The 15886-nt window shown below is 66.0% G+C and carries 14 protein-coding genes; 13 read left to right on the forward strand and 1 reads right to left on the reverse strand.

All coding sequences use genetic code 11. The features are described from left to right. Window positions 1-86 precede the first annotated feature (86 nt). On the forward strand, window positions 87-899 hold the full coding sequence (locus NRG74_RS19850) for a DUF2235 domain-containing protein (protein WP_257705108.1): 813 nt from the start codon (window positions 87-89) through the stop codon (window positions 897-899). Then, on the forward strand, window positions 896-1636 hold the full coding sequence (locus NRG74_RS19855; protein ID WP_257705109.1) for a DUF2931 family protein: 741 nt from the start codon (window positions 896-898) through the stop codon (window positions 1634-1636). The genes NRG74_RS19850 and NRG74_RS19855 overlap by 4 nt, the downstream gene beginning before the upstream one ends. A 16-nt stretch (window positions 1637-1652) precedes the next feature. On the opposite strand, the gene queG is transcribed toward NRG74_RS19855, so the two are convergent. Next, the gene (gene queG, locus NRG74_RS19860; protein WP_257705110.1) at window positions 1653-2717 is read right to left on the reverse strand and encodes a tRNA epoxyqueuosine(34) reductase QueG; all 1065 of its coding nucleotides are present in this window, start codon (window positions 2715-2717) and stop codon (window positions 1653-1655) included. A gap of 61 nt (window positions 2718-2778) precedes the next feature. Between queG and NRG74_RS19865 the strand changes: the two genes are divergently transcribed. The 11 genes from NRG74_RS19865 to NRG74_RS19915 all read left to right on the forward strand — a co-directional run bounded on the left by NRG74_RS19865 (window position 2779) and on the right by NRG74_RS19915 (window position 15728). Continuing rightward, entirely contained in the window at window positions 2779-4266 is a 1488-nt protein-coding gene (locus NRG74_RS19865) for an NAD(P)H-hydrate dehydratase (protein ID WP_257705111.1), read from the forward strand. Beyond that, window positions 4254-4715 (forward strand): tRNA (adenosine(37)-N6)-threonylcarbamoyltransferase complex ATPase subunit type 1 TsaE, encoded by a 462-nt coding sequence (tsaE, locus tag NRG74_RS19870; protein WP_093256398.1) that lies wholly within the window; start codon window positions 4254-4256, stop codon window positions 4713-4715. The genes NRG74_RS19865 and tsaE overlap by 13 nt, the downstream gene beginning before the upstream one ends. Window positions 4716-4753: 38 nt before the next feature. Further along, window positions 4754-6184, forward strand: a complete 1431-nt coding sequence (locus NRG74_RS19875) for an N-acetylmuramoyl-L-alanine amidase (RefSeq protein WP_026084069.1) — start codon at window positions 4754-4756, stop codon at window positions 6182-6184. Then, complete coding sequence (gene mutL, locus NRG74_RS19880) at window positions 6177-8075, forward strand: DNA mismatch repair endonuclease MutL (protein WP_257705112.1); 1899 nt, start codon at window positions 6177-6179, stop codon at window positions 8073-8075. The genes NRG74_RS19875 and mutL overlap by 8 nt, the downstream gene beginning before the upstream one ends. A 42-nt stretch (window positions 8076-8117) precedes the next feature. Next, entirely contained in the window at window positions 8118-9098 is a 981-nt protein-coding gene (miaA, locus tag NRG74_RS19885; RefSeq protein WP_257705113.1) for a tRNA (adenosine(37)-N6)-dimethylallyltransferase MiaA, read from the forward strand. 87 nt (window positions 9099-9185) lie between these two features. Further along, window positions 9186-9431 (forward strand): RNA chaperone Hfq, encoded by a 246-nt coding sequence (gene hfq / locus NRG74_RS19890; protein WP_007161156.1) that lies wholly within the window; start codon window positions 9186-9188, stop codon window positions 9429-9431. Between the two features lie 20 nt (window positions 9432-9451). Further along, window positions 9452-10756, forward strand: a complete 1305-nt coding sequence (gene hflX, locus NRG74_RS19895) for a ribosome rescue GTPase HflX (protein ID WP_017642908.1) — start codon at window positions 9452-9454, stop codon at window positions 10754-10756. Between the two features lie 98 nt (window positions 10757-10854). Further along, complete coding sequence (gene hflK, locus NRG74_RS19900) at window positions 10855-12042, forward strand: FtsH protease activity modulator HflK (RefSeq protein ID WP_017642909.1); 1188 nt, start codon at window positions 10855-10857, stop codon at window positions 12040-12042. Further along, entirely contained in the window at window positions 12042-12911 is an 870-nt protein-coding gene (gene hflC, locus NRG74_RS19905; protein WP_017642910.1) for a protease modulator HflC, read from the forward strand. The genes hflK and hflC overlap by 1 nt, the downstream gene beginning before the upstream one ends. A gap of 255 nt (window positions 12912-13166) precedes the next feature. After that, window positions 13167-14354, forward strand: coding sequence for an ATP phosphoribosyltransferase regulatory subunit (locus tag NRG74_RS19910; protein ID WP_257705114.1), 1188 nt, complete (start codon window positions 13167-13169; stop codon window positions 14352-14354). A 78-nt stretch (window positions 14355-14432) separates the two neighbouring features. Then, on the forward strand, window positions 14433-15728 hold the full coding sequence (locus tag NRG74_RS19915) for an adenylosuccinate synthase (RefSeq protein ID WP_064307632.1): 1296 nt from the start codon (window positions 14433-14435) through the stop codon (window positions 15726-15728). Window positions 15729-15886: the final 158 nt, after the last annotated feature.

A 15886-nucleotide genomic window follows, 5' to 3' on the forward strand; every position in this document is an offset into this window, starting at 1 on the left:
GTGGTATTGCCGCCGCAGGACTACTGCCGTGTTTTACCTGGAAGCGCGCCAAGGCACGACTCAACTTTATCGGCCTGTTCGATACTGTGGCGGCAGTCGCCGATCCCTTGCGCGGTGACTTCAGTCCAGCCAATGCAATCAATCCGGGGCTCAATCTCTATCTACCGCCTGGTTGCGCGCTCAAGGTTGTGCAATTGGCGGCGCAGCACGAGTACCGCCGCAATTTCGCCCTGACCAGCGTGGCGCCCGAGCATGAGGAGATTTTCCTGCCCGGCGCCCACGCCGATGTTGGGGGCGGCTATCCGGATGAGATGCAGGAGCGATTGCTATTGACCCGGCCGAGGGCTTCCCGCGAGCCCAGGGGCATGGATAGCCACCAGGCCTGGAGCTATCGTCAGGCCGAGCTGGAGTTACGGCGCTTGCAAGAGACGTCCTGGTACGACTCAACCAGCACTCGCCTCGGCATCGATACCTGGCGTCTCGAATTGCCCCGCGTCCGGGGCGACCTGCCGGAAATCGAGGTCTTCGCTGCGATACGGTTGGAGCGGCAGGTACGTGGAGAGCTATCCCTGGTTTACCTGCGGATGATGCACCGTCTGGCCACTGCCCAGGGTGTCCCTTTCACGACCCTCGATGACGAGGATCCGGAGTGGCGTTTGCCGGCCGACCTGGCTCCAATAGCCAGTAAGCTTCAGGCAGGTAGTCCGCATGTATCTGAGGTACTGAGTCAGGCCGAAAATCGTCTGCTGCTCAGTCGCTATGTACACAGGTCGGCTCACTGGAATGCGCGCATGGGCAGTGGTCTAGGCAATGTGGATGCGATTTTCGTCGATGCTCCTACCGCCGATGGTCGGCGCAGCCTCTATCCCAATCGTCCGCAAGTGGGGTACCCGCGATGAGTCGCTGGCTGCTGTCTATCGTCCTGCTACTGGGCCTGGCAGGTTGTCAGTCTGACGCCGCGAACAAGCTGCCCTATGACGCCTGGTACCTGGGCTTTCTGGCGCCCAACTACATGGAGGTCTGGCTGGAGCAGGCCAATATTGGCGACAACAGTGGACGCATCTTTCCCAATGCCATGGGGGGAGTGGTTGCCATGGGCGAGCCAGCCAGCCTATCGGCTACCGCCAGAGGCTGGCCTAAAAGGATCGGCTCCGGTGCCGGCCGCACCCTAACCGGCCTGGATCTACCCTACGTCGTCTCCCTACGCTGGCAATCCATGGTCGAGCCTCAAACCTATCACGCGCTGTTCACCATCCCCGATTGGGCCAGGGAAAAGATGGTCGAGCCTCAAACCTATCACGCGCTGTTCACCATCCCCGATTGGGCCAGGGAAAAGATGGTCGAGCGTCTGCCAGCCGAGTGTCCGGTCAGTGGTCGCACTTCGGATTATCGCAAGGACCTCACCATCGGCCTGGCCCCGGGTGGCGTGGTCAAGGTCTGGATCATGGGTCCCTGCCTCGACCCCATCGAAGTCCTGACCCTCCAGGCCGAGATCGAGCCCAAGGGGCCCTATGGCGGCAAATCCAACGGCAAGTACCGGCCGTTGTCGCCGGTGGTCAAGCGCTATGTCGACAAGTACGGCGTCCCCTACGGCAGCTGGTGGGCACCCATCCCTTACACCACGGTAGGGCCGTGAGCGCCTAGCTTTCCGCTCAGGCCTCGCCGTGCCGCTGCAGCGCCCATTCCACGTGCTCACGCACCAGGGGAGAGGGATGTTCGCGCTGCAGCTTCAGGGCTTCCAGCACCGGGATGCTGGTTGGCGCATTGCCCAGGCCCACGGCCAGGTTGCGCAGCCAGCGCTCGTAACCGGCGCGGCGTAGCGGCGAGCCTTCGGTGCGGCTGAGAAATTCGGCTTCGGTCCAGCGAAAGAGCTCGGCCAGACTGGCGCTGTCCAGGCTGTGGCGTGGCTGGAAGTCTCCTTCGGCGGTGGGCTTGGCGAAGCGATTCCAGGGGCAGACCAACTGGCAGTCGTCGCAGCCAAAGACCCGGTTGCCGATCAAGGGCCGTAGCTCCAGTGGAATGGAGCCCTTGAACTCGATGGTCAGGTAGGAAATGCAGCGCCGGGCGTCGAGCTGATAGGGGCCGACGAAGGCCTGGGTCGGGCAGATGTCCAGGCAGGCGTGGCAGGTGCCGCAGTGGTCGCGTGGGGTGGGTTCGTCCACCGGCAGGGGCACGTCGACGAAGAGTTCGCCGAGAAAGAACCAACTGCCGGCCTTGCGATTGAGCACCAGGGTGTTCTTGCCGATCCAGCCCAGGCCGGCCTGTTCGGCGATGGCCTTTTCCAGCACCGGCGCGCTGTCGACGAAGGCGCGATAGCCGAAGGGACCGATCTCGCCCTGGATGCGCTCGGCCAGCTGCTGCAGGCGCTTGCGGATCAGCTTGTGGTAATCGCGGCCCAGGGCGTAGCGGGAGATATAGGCCGCAGTGCCATCGGCCAGGCGCTCGCTCATGCGGGTGTCGCCGGGCAGGTAGTCCATGCGCAGGGAAACCACCCTCAGGGTCCCCGGGACCAGTTCGGCCGGTCGCGAACGTTTGCTGCCGTGCGCGGCCATATAGTCCATCTCGCCGTGGAAACCGGCGGCCAGCCAGCGCTCCAGATGTTCCTCGTGACGTGCCAGATCCAGCCCGGCGATGCCGGTCTGCTGAAAGCCCAATTCCCGACCCCAGGTCTTGATGAGGTCGGCCAGGGCGGCGAGATCGAGAGCGACAGCGGACATCGATGGGAACGCACAGGCAGGAGGGCCGCCTATTTTGCCAGACTCCGGAGGCTTTCCCAGCATGCACGACGAACTGCCGTTCCAGCTCTACAGCGCCCAGCAGGTGCGGGATCTCGACGCCCAACTGATCGCCGGCGGTCTGCCCGGCCTCGAGTTGATGAGACGCGCGGCGGCCGCGGCCTGGCGCTCGTTGCGCCATGGCTGGCCCCATGCCGGCGCCCTCTGCGTGCTGGCCGGCGGTGGCAACAATGCCGGTGACGGCTATCTGGTCGCGGCACTGGCGCGCAAGGCCGGCTGGCATGCACGGGTCTGGCACCTGGCCGATCCGAGCGGACTCCAGGGCGATGCCGCCCTGGCCCATGCCGAGGCCCTGGCCGCCGGCGTGGACATCCAGCCCTGGCGCGCGGATGCCCCGCTGGAGGGGCTGGTGGTCGATGCCCTGCTGGGGACCGGACTCAAGGGCGCGGCGCGCGAGCCCTATGCCGCAGCCATCGAACGGATCAACGCCAGCGAATTGCCGGTGGTGGCCATCGACCTCCCTTCCGGACTGGATGCCGACACCGGCGCCGCGGCGGGCGCTCTGGTGCGCGCCGATCTGACCATCACCTTCATCGGCCTCAAGCTCGGCCTGTTCACCGGCAAGGGGCCTGACCATGTCGGCAGTCTGGTGTTCGAGCCGCTGATGGAGGAGCCACAGAATCCCGCCCATGCCACCGCCCAGCGCCTGGCGCCCGGTAACCTGCCGCGGCTGGCCAGGCGCCCGCTCAATGCGCACAAGGGGCAGTACGGTCATCTGCTGGTGATCGGCGGCGACGAAGGCACGGGTGGCGCAGCCATCATGACCAGCGAGGCGGCGCTGCGCTGCGGCGCCGGCATGCTCAGCCTGGCGACCCGGCCTTCCAATGTCACCGCGGTGCTGGCGCGGCGGCCGGAGATCATGGTCGCCGGGGTGCATTCCAGTTTCGCCGTGCTGGAACTGGCCAAGAAGGCCGACGTGCTCGCGGTCGGGCCGGGCCTGGGGCAGGGCGCCTGGGGCAAGGCCCTGGCCAGTGCCGCCGCGACGCTGGACGCGGCCCAGGTCTGGGACGCCGATGCCCTCAATCTGCTGGCTGCCGGGGTGGTCGAGGCGCCGCGCGGGCCCTGGGTGATGACGCCCCATCCGGGCGAAGCGGCTCGGCTGCTGGAGGTCTCGATCAAGGACATCGAGGCCGATCGCCCCGGCAGCGCCCGCGAACTGGCGCGGCGCTACGGCAGCGTGGCGCTGCTCAAGGGTTTCGGCACCCTGATCGCCCACCCGGATGGTCGCATGGCGCTGTGTGGCGAAGGGCATCCGGCGATGGCTACCGGTGGCCTGGGGGACATCCTCACCGGTATCATCGCCGCCCTGCTGGGGCAGGGGCTGGCGCCCTTCGAGGCCGCCTGCCTGGGCGCCTGGCTGCACGGCCGTGCCGGCGCCGAGCTGGGTCGCCAGGGCCGCGGTCTCGCCGCCAGCGATCTGCCCCCGGTCGCCCGCCAGTTGCTCGAGGAACTCCAGCCATGCCTGAACTGACCCTGCACGCCGCCGACGAAGACGCCATGTATGCCCTGGGTGCCCGCCTGGCTCAGGCCAGCGGCGGTCGTGGCGTACTCTATCTGCACGGCGATCTGGGCGCCGGCAAGACCACCCTGTCGCGTGGCATCCTGCGCGGCCTCGGCCACGCAGGAGCGGTGAAGAGCCCCACCTTCACCCTGGTCGAGCCTTACGAGTTGCCCAGTGGTGCGATCTACCACTTCGACCTCTACCGCCTGGCCGATCCCGAAGAACTGGAATTCATGGGGATTCGCGACTACTTCACAGCCGAGGCCTTGTGCCTGGTGGAATGGCCCGAGCGCGGTCAGGGCTTTTTGCCAAAGCCCGACCTGGACATTACCATTACGCCACGCGCCGACGGCCGTGATCTGCGCCTGACTAGTCATGGTGCTCACGGCGAGGCCTGGTGCGCCGCCCTCGCGCCCTAGGCGCCGATCCTTCGTTCTCCAGCTATACGGTCGCAGGCATGCGCAAGTGTTTTTTCAGGTCGGGACTCGGCCTGTTGTTGTTGATTCTCAGCAGTCAGTTGCTGGCCGCCACCCAGATCAAGGGCATGCGCGTCTGGCGTGCGCCCGACAATACCCGTCTGGTGTTCGATCTGACCGGCCCGGTCAAGGCCAGCGTGTTCACCCTCAGTGCCCCGGACCGCATCGTCATCGACCTGTCCGGCGCGCAGCTCGACGGTGGGTTGAACGAAAAGCCGCTGCGCAATACTCCCATCACCGGCCTGCGGGCGGCCCAGCGCTCGCCCGGCGAGGTGCGCCTGGTACTGGACACCAAGGGTGCCCTGACGCCCAAGAGTTTCACCCTCGCGCCCAACAAGGAATACGGCAATCGCCTGGTGGTCGATCTCTACGACCAGGGCACCGATCCGGCCGCCAGCGACATCCCCGCCACCGTCACGCCCAATCTGCCGGCCACCCCGGTGACCCCGGCCCAGCCGGCGACCCGTCTGCCCTCCAGCCCCAGCGGCAAGCGCGACGTGGTGGTGGTGATCGATCCCGGCCACGGCGGTGAAGACCCGGGTGCCATCGGCCGCGGCCGGTTGTACGAGAAGAACGTGGTGCTGGCCATCGCCAAGCAGCTGCAGGCCAATCTCAACCGGCAGAAGGGCTTTCGCGCCGAGCTGACCCGCACCAGCGATTACTTCATCCCACTGCGCCAGCGGCAGGTCATCGCCCGCAAGAAGGGCGCCGACCTGTTCATCTCCATCCATGCCGACTCCGCGCCCAGCGCCAGCGCCGAGGGCGTTACCGTCTTCGCCCTGTCCCAGCGCGGCGCCACCTCCGAGGCCGCACGCTGGCTGGCCGATGCGGAAAACCGCTCCGACCAGGTCGGTGGGGTATCCGATGCCCTGGACAACAAGGATCCCATGCTCGCCGGGGTGCTCATGGACCTGTCCATGACCGCCACCGTGGCCTCCAGCCTGGAGGTCGGCCAGACCATCCTCGGTCAGGTCGGGCGGGCGACCAAGCTCCTGCATTCGCGGGTGGAGCAGGCCGGCTTCATGGTGCTGAAATCGCCGGACATTCCCTCGATCCTGGTGGAGACCGGCTTCATCACCAATGCCAACGAGTCGGCCAAGCTGGCCAGTCCAGCGCACCAGGGCCTGCTCGCCCGGCAGATCCAGGCCGGTATCGTGCAGTACTTCCAGCACCGCCCGCCGCCCGGCACCTACCTGGCCTGGCAGCGCGAGCAGCGGGGCGACAAGGTCGGCAGCGTGCGCGGCATCGATCAGCACCGGGTGCAGCCGGGCGAAAGCCTGAGCCTCATCGCCCGTCGCTATGATGTCGACCTCTCCACCCTGCGCGCCGCCAATCGGCTCAAGGGCGACCGCATCCGCTCCGGTCAGGTCCTGACCATCCCCACCCACGAACTGGCGGCCAGCAATGACTGAACCCCGGCGTATCCAGCTGCTTAGTCCGCGGTTGTCCAACCAGATCGCCGCCGGCGAGGTGGTCGAACGGCCCGCCTCGGTGGCCAAGGAGCTGCTGGAGAACAGCCTGGACGCTGGTGCCCGGCGCATCGACATCGAGGTGGAACAGGGCGGGGTCAAGCTGCTGCGCATCCGCGACGACGGCCATGGCATCCCGGCGGACGACCTGCCGCTGGCCCTGGCGCGCCATGCCACCAGCAAGATCTACCACCTGGACGAACTGGAAAGCGTCACCAGTCTGGGCTTTCGCGGCGAAGCCCTGGCCTCGGTCAGCTCGGTGTCCCGGCTCACCCTGACCTCGCGCTACCGGGGCGAGGACCAGGCCTGGCAGGTGGAGACCGAGGGTCGCGAGATGCAGCCACGGGTACAGCCCGCCGCCCACCCCCAGGGCACCTCGGTGGAGGTGCGCGACCTGTTCTTCAATACGCCTGCGCGGCGCAAGTTCCTGCGCGCCGAAAAGACCGAATTCGATCACCTGCAGGAAGTGGTGCGGCGTCTGGCGCTGGCGCGCTTCGACGTGGGTTTTCACCTGAGGCACAACGGCAAGAGCCTGCTGGCCCTGCATCCGGCGGGCGATCCCCAGAGCCAGGGGCGGCGGGTCGGCGCCGTCTGCAGCCCCGGCTTTCTCGAACAGGCCCTGCCGCTGGAGCACGAGCGCAACGGCCTGCGCCTCTGGGGCTGGGTCGGCCTGCCGACCTTCTCCCGCAGCCAGGCCGATCTGCAGTACTTCTATGTCAACGGCCGCATGGTGCGCGACAAGCTGGTCGCCCACGCGGTGCGCCAGGCCTATCGCGACGTGCTCTACAACGGCCGTCACCCGGCCTTCGTGCTCTTCCTCGAAGTAGATCCGGCGACGGTGGACGTCAATGTCCACCCCACCAAGCACGAGGTGCGTTTCCGCGACAGCCGCCAGGTGCACGACTTCCTCTACGGCACCCTGCACCGCGCCCTCGGCGACATCCGCCCGGACGACCAGCTCGCCGTGGTGGCACCCACGGCGCCGGCGCCCCTGAGCGGTCCGGCCGCCGGTGAATTCGGCCCCCAGGGCGAGATGCGCCTGGCCGCCGCCATGTTGCACGACAGCCCTCCGCCGCCGGCCCAGCCCTTCGCCGGTGGCGGCGGGGCGAGTGGCGCCGCGCATTACGCGCCGACCCCGCAGCCCTATGCGGGCGCGCCGGTGGCCGAGGTGCAAAGCGCCTACAAGGCCTTCTTCGCGCCGCTGCCGGAGGGTGCCGAGGCCGCGGCCCTGCCCGCGGAGCAGGGCGACGTACCGCCGCTGGGCTATGCCCTGGCGCAGCTCAAGGGTATCTACATCCTGGCCGAGAACGCCCAGGGTCTGATCCTGGTGGACATGCACGCCGCCCACGAGCGCATTACCTACGAGCGGCTCAAGGTGGCCATGGCCAGCGAAGGCCTGCGCGGCCAGCCACTGCTGGTGCCGGAGTCCCTGGCGGTCAGCGAGCGCGAGGCCGATTGCGCCGAAGAGCACGGCCAGTGGTTCGAGCGCCTCGGCTTCGAGCTGCAGCGCCTGGGCCCCGAGACCCTGGCCATCCGCCAGATCCCCGCGCTGCTCAAGCAGGCCCAGGCCGCGCGGCTGGTGCAGGACGTGCTCGCCGATCTGCTCGACTATGGCACCAGCGATCGCATTCAGGCGCACCTCAACGAACTGCTCGGCACCATGGCCTGCCACGGCTCGGTACGCGCCAACCGGCGGCTGACCCTGCCGGAGATGAATGCCCTGCTGCGCGACATGGAAACCACCGAGCGCAGCGGCCAGTGCAACCACGGTCGTCCCACCTGGGCCCAGCTCAGCCTGGATGACCTGGACAAACTCTTCCTGCGCGGCCGCTGACCGCACCGCCGCGTCCTGCGCGGCGTCCTCCGAGAATCCTCAATGACCGCCCCCCTGCCGCCCGTCATCTTTCTCATGGGGCCGACCGCCTCCGGCAAGACCGACCTCGCCATCGAACTGGCCCGGTTGCTGCCCATCGAGCTGATCAGCGTGGATTCGGCGCTCATCTACCGGGGTATGGACATAGGTACCGCCAAGCCCAGCGCCGAGGTGCTGGCTGCCCATCCGCACCGGCTGGTGGACATCCGCGACCCTGCCGAGAGCTATTCCGCCGCCGAATTTCGCACCGATGCCCTGGCGGCCATGGCCGAAATCACCGCCGCCGGGCGCATCCCGCTGCTGGTGGGCGGCACCATGCTCTATTTCAAGGCCCTGCTCGAAGGCCTGGCCGACATGCCCGGTGCCGATGCCGGGGTGCGCGCCGAGATCGAGGCACTGGCGGCCACGGCGGGCTGGGGCGAGATCCATCGGCAACTGGCCGAGGTCGATCCAGTGTCGGCGGCGCGCATCCATCCCAACGACCCCCAGCGCCTTCTGCGCGCCCTCGAGGTGTATCGCGTCAGCGGCCAGTCGATGACCGCGCATCGCGCGTTGCAAATGAGTGCCAATGCCGATTCGAACGGCGCGCCCCAGACGCAATTACCCTATACTGTCGCCCAATTGATCCTGGCGCCTGGTCGGCGTGAGGTGCTCCATGCGCGTATCGCCGAGCGCTTCGGTCTGATGCTGGAACAGGGCTTCATCGACGAAGTTTCAGCCTTGCGGGAACGTCCCGATCTGCATCCTGGTCTGCCGTCCATGCGATCCGTAGGCTATCGTCAGGTGTGGGAGTTCCTGGAAGGGGATTGCACGCGGGAAGAGATGGTGGCGCGTGGCGTTGCGGCGACGCGGCAATTGGCGAAGCGGCAGTTGACCTGGTTGCGTGGCTGGCCCGCCGCGCACACCTTCGATAGCCTGGCTTGTGACAATCTGCCACGGATCTTGAAATGCCTGGCCGGCGACTCCATATCGCCTCGCAGCTGAATCGTTTTTGTCCGCGTGTCCATGGTGGGCAGCGGAAACTGGCATGTCGCCAGATCAGTATTTTCATTTCTTTAGGAGAGCGACACGATGTCAAAAGGGCATTCGCTACAAGACCCTTACCTGAACACCCTGCGTAAAGAGCGCGTTCCGGTTTCCATCTATCTCGTCAACGGTATCAAGCTGCAGGGTCAGATCGAGTCCTTCGACCAGTTCGTGATCCTGCTCAAGAACACCGTCAGCCAGATGGTCTACAAGCATGCAATTTCCACCGTGGTGCCCAGCCGCCCGGTCCGTCTGCCTAGCTCCGAGACGAGCGAGTCGGATAGCGAATAAATAACAAGAGGAGCGCCCTGTTGTTCTTCGAGCGTCACGAAGGTGGTGAACGGGCCATTCTGGTCCATTTGGAAGGCCTGCATCCCGAGGCGCGCGAAGATCCTCAGGAGTTTCTCGAACTCGCGCGATCGGCGGGTGCGGAGACCGTGGCGTTCGTCACGGTGAACCGCAGCCAGCCGACGGCGCGTTATCTCATCGGTACCGGCAAGGTCGAGGAATTGCACGATCAGGTGCATGCTCATGCCGCCGATCTGGTCATCTTCAACCATGACCTCACGCCCAGTCAGGAACGCAACCTCGAAAAAGCCTTCGAGTGCCGCGTCCTGGATCGCACGGGCCTCATTCTCGACATCTTCGCCCAGCGTGCTCGCACCCACGAGGGCAAGCTGCAGGTGGAACTCGCCCAGCTCGAGCACATGAGCACCCGGCTGGTACGCGGCTGGACTCACCTCGAACGCCAGAAGGGCGGTATCGGTCTGCGCGGCCCGGGTGAAACCCAGCTGGAAACCGACCGTCGTCTCCTGCGGATCCGCATCCGCCAGATTCGCCAGCGCCTGGATAAGGTGCGCAGCCAGCGCGAGCAGGCGCGGCGCGGTCGTCGGCGCGCCGAGATTCCTTCGGTGTCCCTGGTCGGTTACACCAACGCTGGCAAGTCCACCCTGTTCAACAGCCTCACCGAATCCGGCGTCTACGCCGCCAACCTGCTGTTCGCTACCCTCGATCCGACCCTGCGCCGTCTGGAGCTGCCGGATCTGGGGCCGATCGTGCTGGCCGATACCGTGGGCTTCATCCGCCATCTGCCACACAAGCTGGTGGAGGCTTTCCGCGCGACCCTGGAGGAATCCAGCAACTCCGACCTGCTGCTGCACGTGATCGATGCCCACGAGGACGATCGCCAGCTGCAGATCGAGCAGGTCGAGGCCGTGCTGCACGAAATCGGCGCCGACGAGTTGCCGATGCTGGAGATCTACAACAAGCTCGATCTGCTCGACGGGGTCGAGCCGCATATCCAGCGCGACGACGAGACCGGGCGCCCGATTCGGGTCTGGGTGTCGGCACGCGAGGGGCGCGGTCTGGAGCTGGTCGGTCAGGCCGTGGCCGAATTGCTCGGCGAGGATCTCTTCGTTGGGGTGTTGCGGCTGCCCCAGCGGCACGCCCGGCTGCGGGCCCAGTTGTTCGAGCTGGGCGTGGTTCGCCAGGACGATCATGATGACGAAGGCAACATCCTGTTGTCTGTACGAGTACCCCGCGCCGAACTCAATCGACTGCTCAGCCGGGCCGGTGAAGAGCCGGAAGTCTTTATCCAGCAACATGTTTTGCAATAAACCCCTGCTCGGCGCTTTTGTTCGGGCAGGGACCATCCGGTAGCATTGGTCGGCGCGCCATTTCGGCGCGTTTTCGCGTTATCAGTAGGGAGAGCGCTATGGCTTGGAACGAGCCCGGTGGCAACTCGAACAATCAAGACCCCTGGGGCGGCCGCAACAACAACGGTGGCGGCAATGGTGGACGCAAGGGGCCGCCGGATCTCGACGAAGCCTTGCGCAAGTTTCAGGACCGCATCAACCGCCTGGTCGGCGGCAAGAAGCGATCCGGCGGCAGTGGCGGCGACAGCTTTGGCTCGGGTGGTGGCAAGGGTCTGCTGCTGCTGGGCGTGCTGCTGGTCGGCGCCCTCTGGCTGTACAACGCCGTCTACGTCGTGGACGAGCAGGAGCAGGCGGTGGTGCTGCGCCTGGGCAAATACCATGAGACGGTAGGGCCCGGCCTGAACATCTACTTCCCGCCCTTCGAGACCAAGTATCAGGAAAACGTGACCCGTGAGCGGGCCTACAGCAAACAGGGCGCCATGCTGACCCAGGACGAGAACATCGTCGAGGTGCCACTGACCGTCCAGTACCGCATCACCAACCTCAAGGACTTCGTCCTCAACGTCGACCAGCCCGAGGTCAGCCTGCAGCAGGCGACCGACAGCGCCGTGCGCCACGTGGCCGGCTCTTCGACCATGGACCAGTTGCTGACCGACGGCCGTGAGCAGGTCGCCACCAGCGTCCGCGAGCGGCTGCAGCGTTTCCTCGACACCTATGCGACCGGTATCACCGTGACCCAGGTGAACATCCAGAGCGCCTCGGCGCCGCGTGAGGTTCAGGAAGCCTTCGACGACGTGATCCGGGCTCGTGAAGACGAGCAGCGCGAGAAGAACCAGGCCGAAGCCTATGCCAACGGCGTGATCCCTGAGGCCCGCGGTGCTGCCCAGCGCATCATCGAGGAAGCCAACGGCTATCGCGACGAAGTGGTCGCCCGTGCCCAGGGTGATGCCTCGCGCTTCAGCCAGCTGGCGGTGCAGTACGCGGCCAATCCGCAGCTGACCCGTGAGCGTCTGTATATCGAGACGATGCAGGAAGTGCTTGGCCAGTCGAGCAAGATCATGGTCACCGGTCAGGCCGGCCAGAATCTGCTTTATCTGCCGCTCGACAAGCTGATGCAGAACCGTGCCCCGGCACCGACCTCGGCCATTAGCAGCGGTGCTGCCCCGGCGGCGTCGAGCGACACGGCCGCTTCGGTCATTCGCAATCTGCCGCAGTCCACCGAGCCGCGTACCAGGGAGAGCCGCTGATGAGCAATAAATCGCTGGCCGCGCTGATCGTCGTGGTCGTTCTGGGCCTCGCCGCCTGGAGCAGTCTGTTCGTGGTGAAGGAGACCGAGCGGGCGGTGATGCTGCGCTTCGGTCGTGTGGTCGAGCCCAATCTGGAGCCCGGCCTGCACTTCAAGATTCCCTACGTCAACCGGGTGCGCAAATTCGATGCCCGCCTGCAGACGCTGGATACCCCGACGCAGCGCTTCCTGACCCTGGAAAAGAAGGCGGTGATGGTGGATGCCTACGCCAAGTGGCGCATCTTCAATGCCGATCGCTACTACACCGCGACTTCGGGTCTCAAGCAGATCGCCGACGAGCGCCTGCTGCGTCGCTTGGAAGCAGGACTGCGTGACCAGTTCGGTCGTCGCACCCTACATGAGGTGGTCTCCGGTGAGCGGGATGCCATGGTCGGTTCGCTGACCGCGGCCCTGAACAAGATGGCCAACCAGGAGCTGGGCATCGAGGTGCTGGACGTGCGCGTCAAGGCCATCGACCTGCCCAAGGAAGTCAGCCGCAGCGTCTATGAGCGGATGAGTACCGAGCGCGAGCGGGAAGCCCGCGAGCACCGTGCCAAGGGTCGCGAGCTGGCCGAAGGCATCCGTGCCGACGCCGATCGTCAGCGCCGCGTGCTGCTGGCCGAAGCCTATCGCCAGGCCGAACAGGCCCGCGGTGAAGGTGATGCCCAGGCAGCCCAGGTGTATTCCCAGGCCTACTCGAAGAATCCGTCGTTCTTCTCCTTCTATCGCAGCCTGCAGGCCTATCGCTCCAGCTTCTCCAGCAAGAGCGATGTCCTGGTGCTGGATCCGAAGAGCGATTTCTTCAAGTATTTCCAGAGCCCCGGGCAGTGAGGTCAGGGATAAACGGCGCCTAGGCTTCGCTCGTCGTTCATCCCCGATCGCCGATTTTTTCGTGTTATCATGAATCAGCCGGGGCCATCCCCGGCTTTTTTGCGTCCGTATGAAACCCGTGGAAGGGCGACGCCCTGGCTGATCCGGGTAGCAATCCACGGCAGAGCGGCTTGATCCGGCGGCAGGATTCTCCAGGAATCCACTGCGCCGACCTCGGCAGCCGCGTGCCGATCCATGACATGGAGAAGAGGCCTAATGGCTACGGTAGACCGCTGGCTGCTGCCTGACGGTATCGAGGAAATCCTGCCGCCCGACGCGGCGCGCATCGAAGGCGCTCGGCGCCGGGTGCTGGAACTGTTCCATTGCTGGGGCTATGAGTTCGTCATCACCCCGCACCTGGAATTCCTGGAATCGCTGCTCACCGGCGCAGCCAAGGAGCTGGAGCTGCGCACCTTCAAGGTGACCGATCCCAATTCCGGTCGCCTCATGGGCTTCCGCTCCGATATCACGCCCCAGGTGGCGCGCATGGAGGCCCATAGCCTCAAGCAGCGCGGTCCGAGCCGGCTGTGCTATGCCGGCAGCGTGCTGCATACCCGTCCCCGTGCCCTGTCCACCTCGCGCAGCCCGATCCAGGTCGGCGCCGAGCTCTATGGCGTGCCCGGCAGCGAAGGGGATCTGGAAGTCATCAGCCTGATGCTCGATGTGCTCGAGCAGGCCCAGGTGCCCGACGTCCACATGGATCTGGGGCACGTGGGCATCTATCGCGGCCTGTGCCAGGCAGCCGGTGTCTCCGGCGCCAGCGAGCAGCAGCTGTTCGATGCCTTGCAACGCAAGGCGGTCGACGAGATCGCCAAGCTGACCGCCGACCTGCCGGTTGCCGAGCGTGGCTGGCTGCAGGCACTGGTCGAGCTCAGCGGCGATGCCGCGGTGCTCGACCAGGCCCGGCAGCGCCTGGCGGGTGCGCCGGCAGGCGTCCTGCAGGCGCTGGACGAGCTGATCGCTCTGGCCGAGTCGCTCAAGGGGCGTTTCCCGAGCGTGCCGCTGTATTTCGATCTGGGCGAGTTGCGGGGTTACCACTACCACACGGGGGTGGTCTTCGCCGCCTTTGTGCCGGGCAATGGGCAGTCCATCGCCCAGGGCGGTCGCTATGACAACATCGGCGCCGACTTCGGGCGTTCGCGTCCTGCCACTGGTTTTTCCACCGATCTGAAGACCCTCGTCGAGCTGGGCACCGCCGTGCTCGACGAGCCGCGCCGCGGCATCTGGGCGCCGGCTGGCCATGCCCCGGTGCTCTGGCAAGCCGTGCGCGAATTGCGTGCCGCAGGCGAACGGGTGGTCCAGGCCACCGGTCATGACGACGCGGACCAGTTGCACAGCTCGGGTTGCGATCGCCGGCTGATCGAGCGGCAGGGCGCCTGGGTCGTGGTGCCCTTGAATTCCTAAACACCGGATCTGGCATCCGGGTGAACGTGAGCATCGTCGGCCTGGCCGACAGAAATCTTCCTGACAGGGGATAAGGTTATGGGTAAGAACGTCGTCGTCCTGGGCACCCAGTGGGGTGATGAGGGCAAGGGCAAGATCGTGGACCTGCTGACCGACCAGGCCGCTGCCGTGGTGCGTTATCAGGGCGGTCACAACGCCGGCCACACACTGGTCATCGATGGCCAGAAGACCATCCTGCGGCTGATTCCCTCGGGCATCCTGCGCGCCGACACCCAGTGCCTGATCGGCAATGGCGTGGTGCTCTCGCCGGAAGCTCTGTTCAAGGAAGTCGGCGAACTGGAGGCCCGTGGCGTGCCGGTGCGCGAGCGTCTGCGCATCAGCTCGGCCTGCTCGCTGATCCTGCCCTATCACGTGGCCCTGGATCAGGCTCGCGAGAAGGCCCGCGGCGAAGCCAAGATCGGCACCACCGGGCGTGGCATCGGTCCGGCCTACGAAGACAAGATCGCCCGTCGCGGTCTGCGTGTCGGCGATCTGTTCCATCCGGAGCGTTTCGCCGTCAAGCTCAAGGAAGTGCTGGACTACCACAACTTCGTCCTGCAGAACTACTTCAACGAGCCGCCGGTGGACTTCCAGAAGACCTACGATGAGGCCATGGAGCACGCCAAGGTCATGCAGCCGCTGGTCATGGACGTCGTCAGCCGTCTGCACGAGTTGCGCAAGGCCGGTGAGAACCTGATGTTCGAAGGTGCTCAGGGCACCCTGCTGGACATCGACCACGGCACCTATCCCTTCGTCACCAGCTCCAACACCACCGCCGGTGGCGTGGCGACCGGTTCCGGCGTGGGCCCGCTGTACCTGGACTACATCCTCGGCATCACCAAGGCCTACACCACCCGCGTCGGCTCCGGTCCCTTCCCGACCGAGCTGTTCGACGAGACCGGTGCCTACCTGGCCAAGCAGGGGCATGAATTCGGTTCCGTCACCGGTCGTCCGCGCCGCTGTGGCTGGTTCGACGCCGTCATCCTGCGTCGCTCCATCGAGATCAACAGCATTTCCGGCCTGTGCCTGACCAAGCTGGACGTGCTCGATGGCCTGGAAACCGTGCGCATCTGCACCGGTTACAAGGATGCCGCCGGCAACCTGCTGACCGAGGCGCCCACCGACGCCGACAGCTACAACGGTCTGCAGCCGGTCTACGAAGACATGCCGGGCTGGAGCGAATCCACCGTGGGCGCCCAGAGCCTCGAGGCACTGCCGGCCAATGCCCAGGCCTACATCCGCCGCATCGCCGAGCTGGTCGAGGCGCCGATCGACATCGTCTCGACCGGTCCGGATCGCAAGGAAACCATCGTGCTGCGTCATCCTTTCGCCTGATGCGCTAAAAGGATGCAGCCGGAAAAGCCCCGCCCCGCGGGGCTTTTCGCTTTCCAGGGGTTGAGGGGGGCGCTCGGGTGCTCAGGGGCGGTCGCTGTTCCGAAATGACCAGCTTATCGCTATGACCTTCTACCGCTGTGGTCCGCTCGTCATGAGTT

The organism is Pseudomonas oryzihabitans (assembly GCF_024652905.1).
Taxonomy (GTDB): Bacteria; Pseudomonadota; Gammaproteobacteria; order Pseudomonadales; family Pseudomonadaceae; genus Chryseomonas; species Chryseomonas benzopyrenica.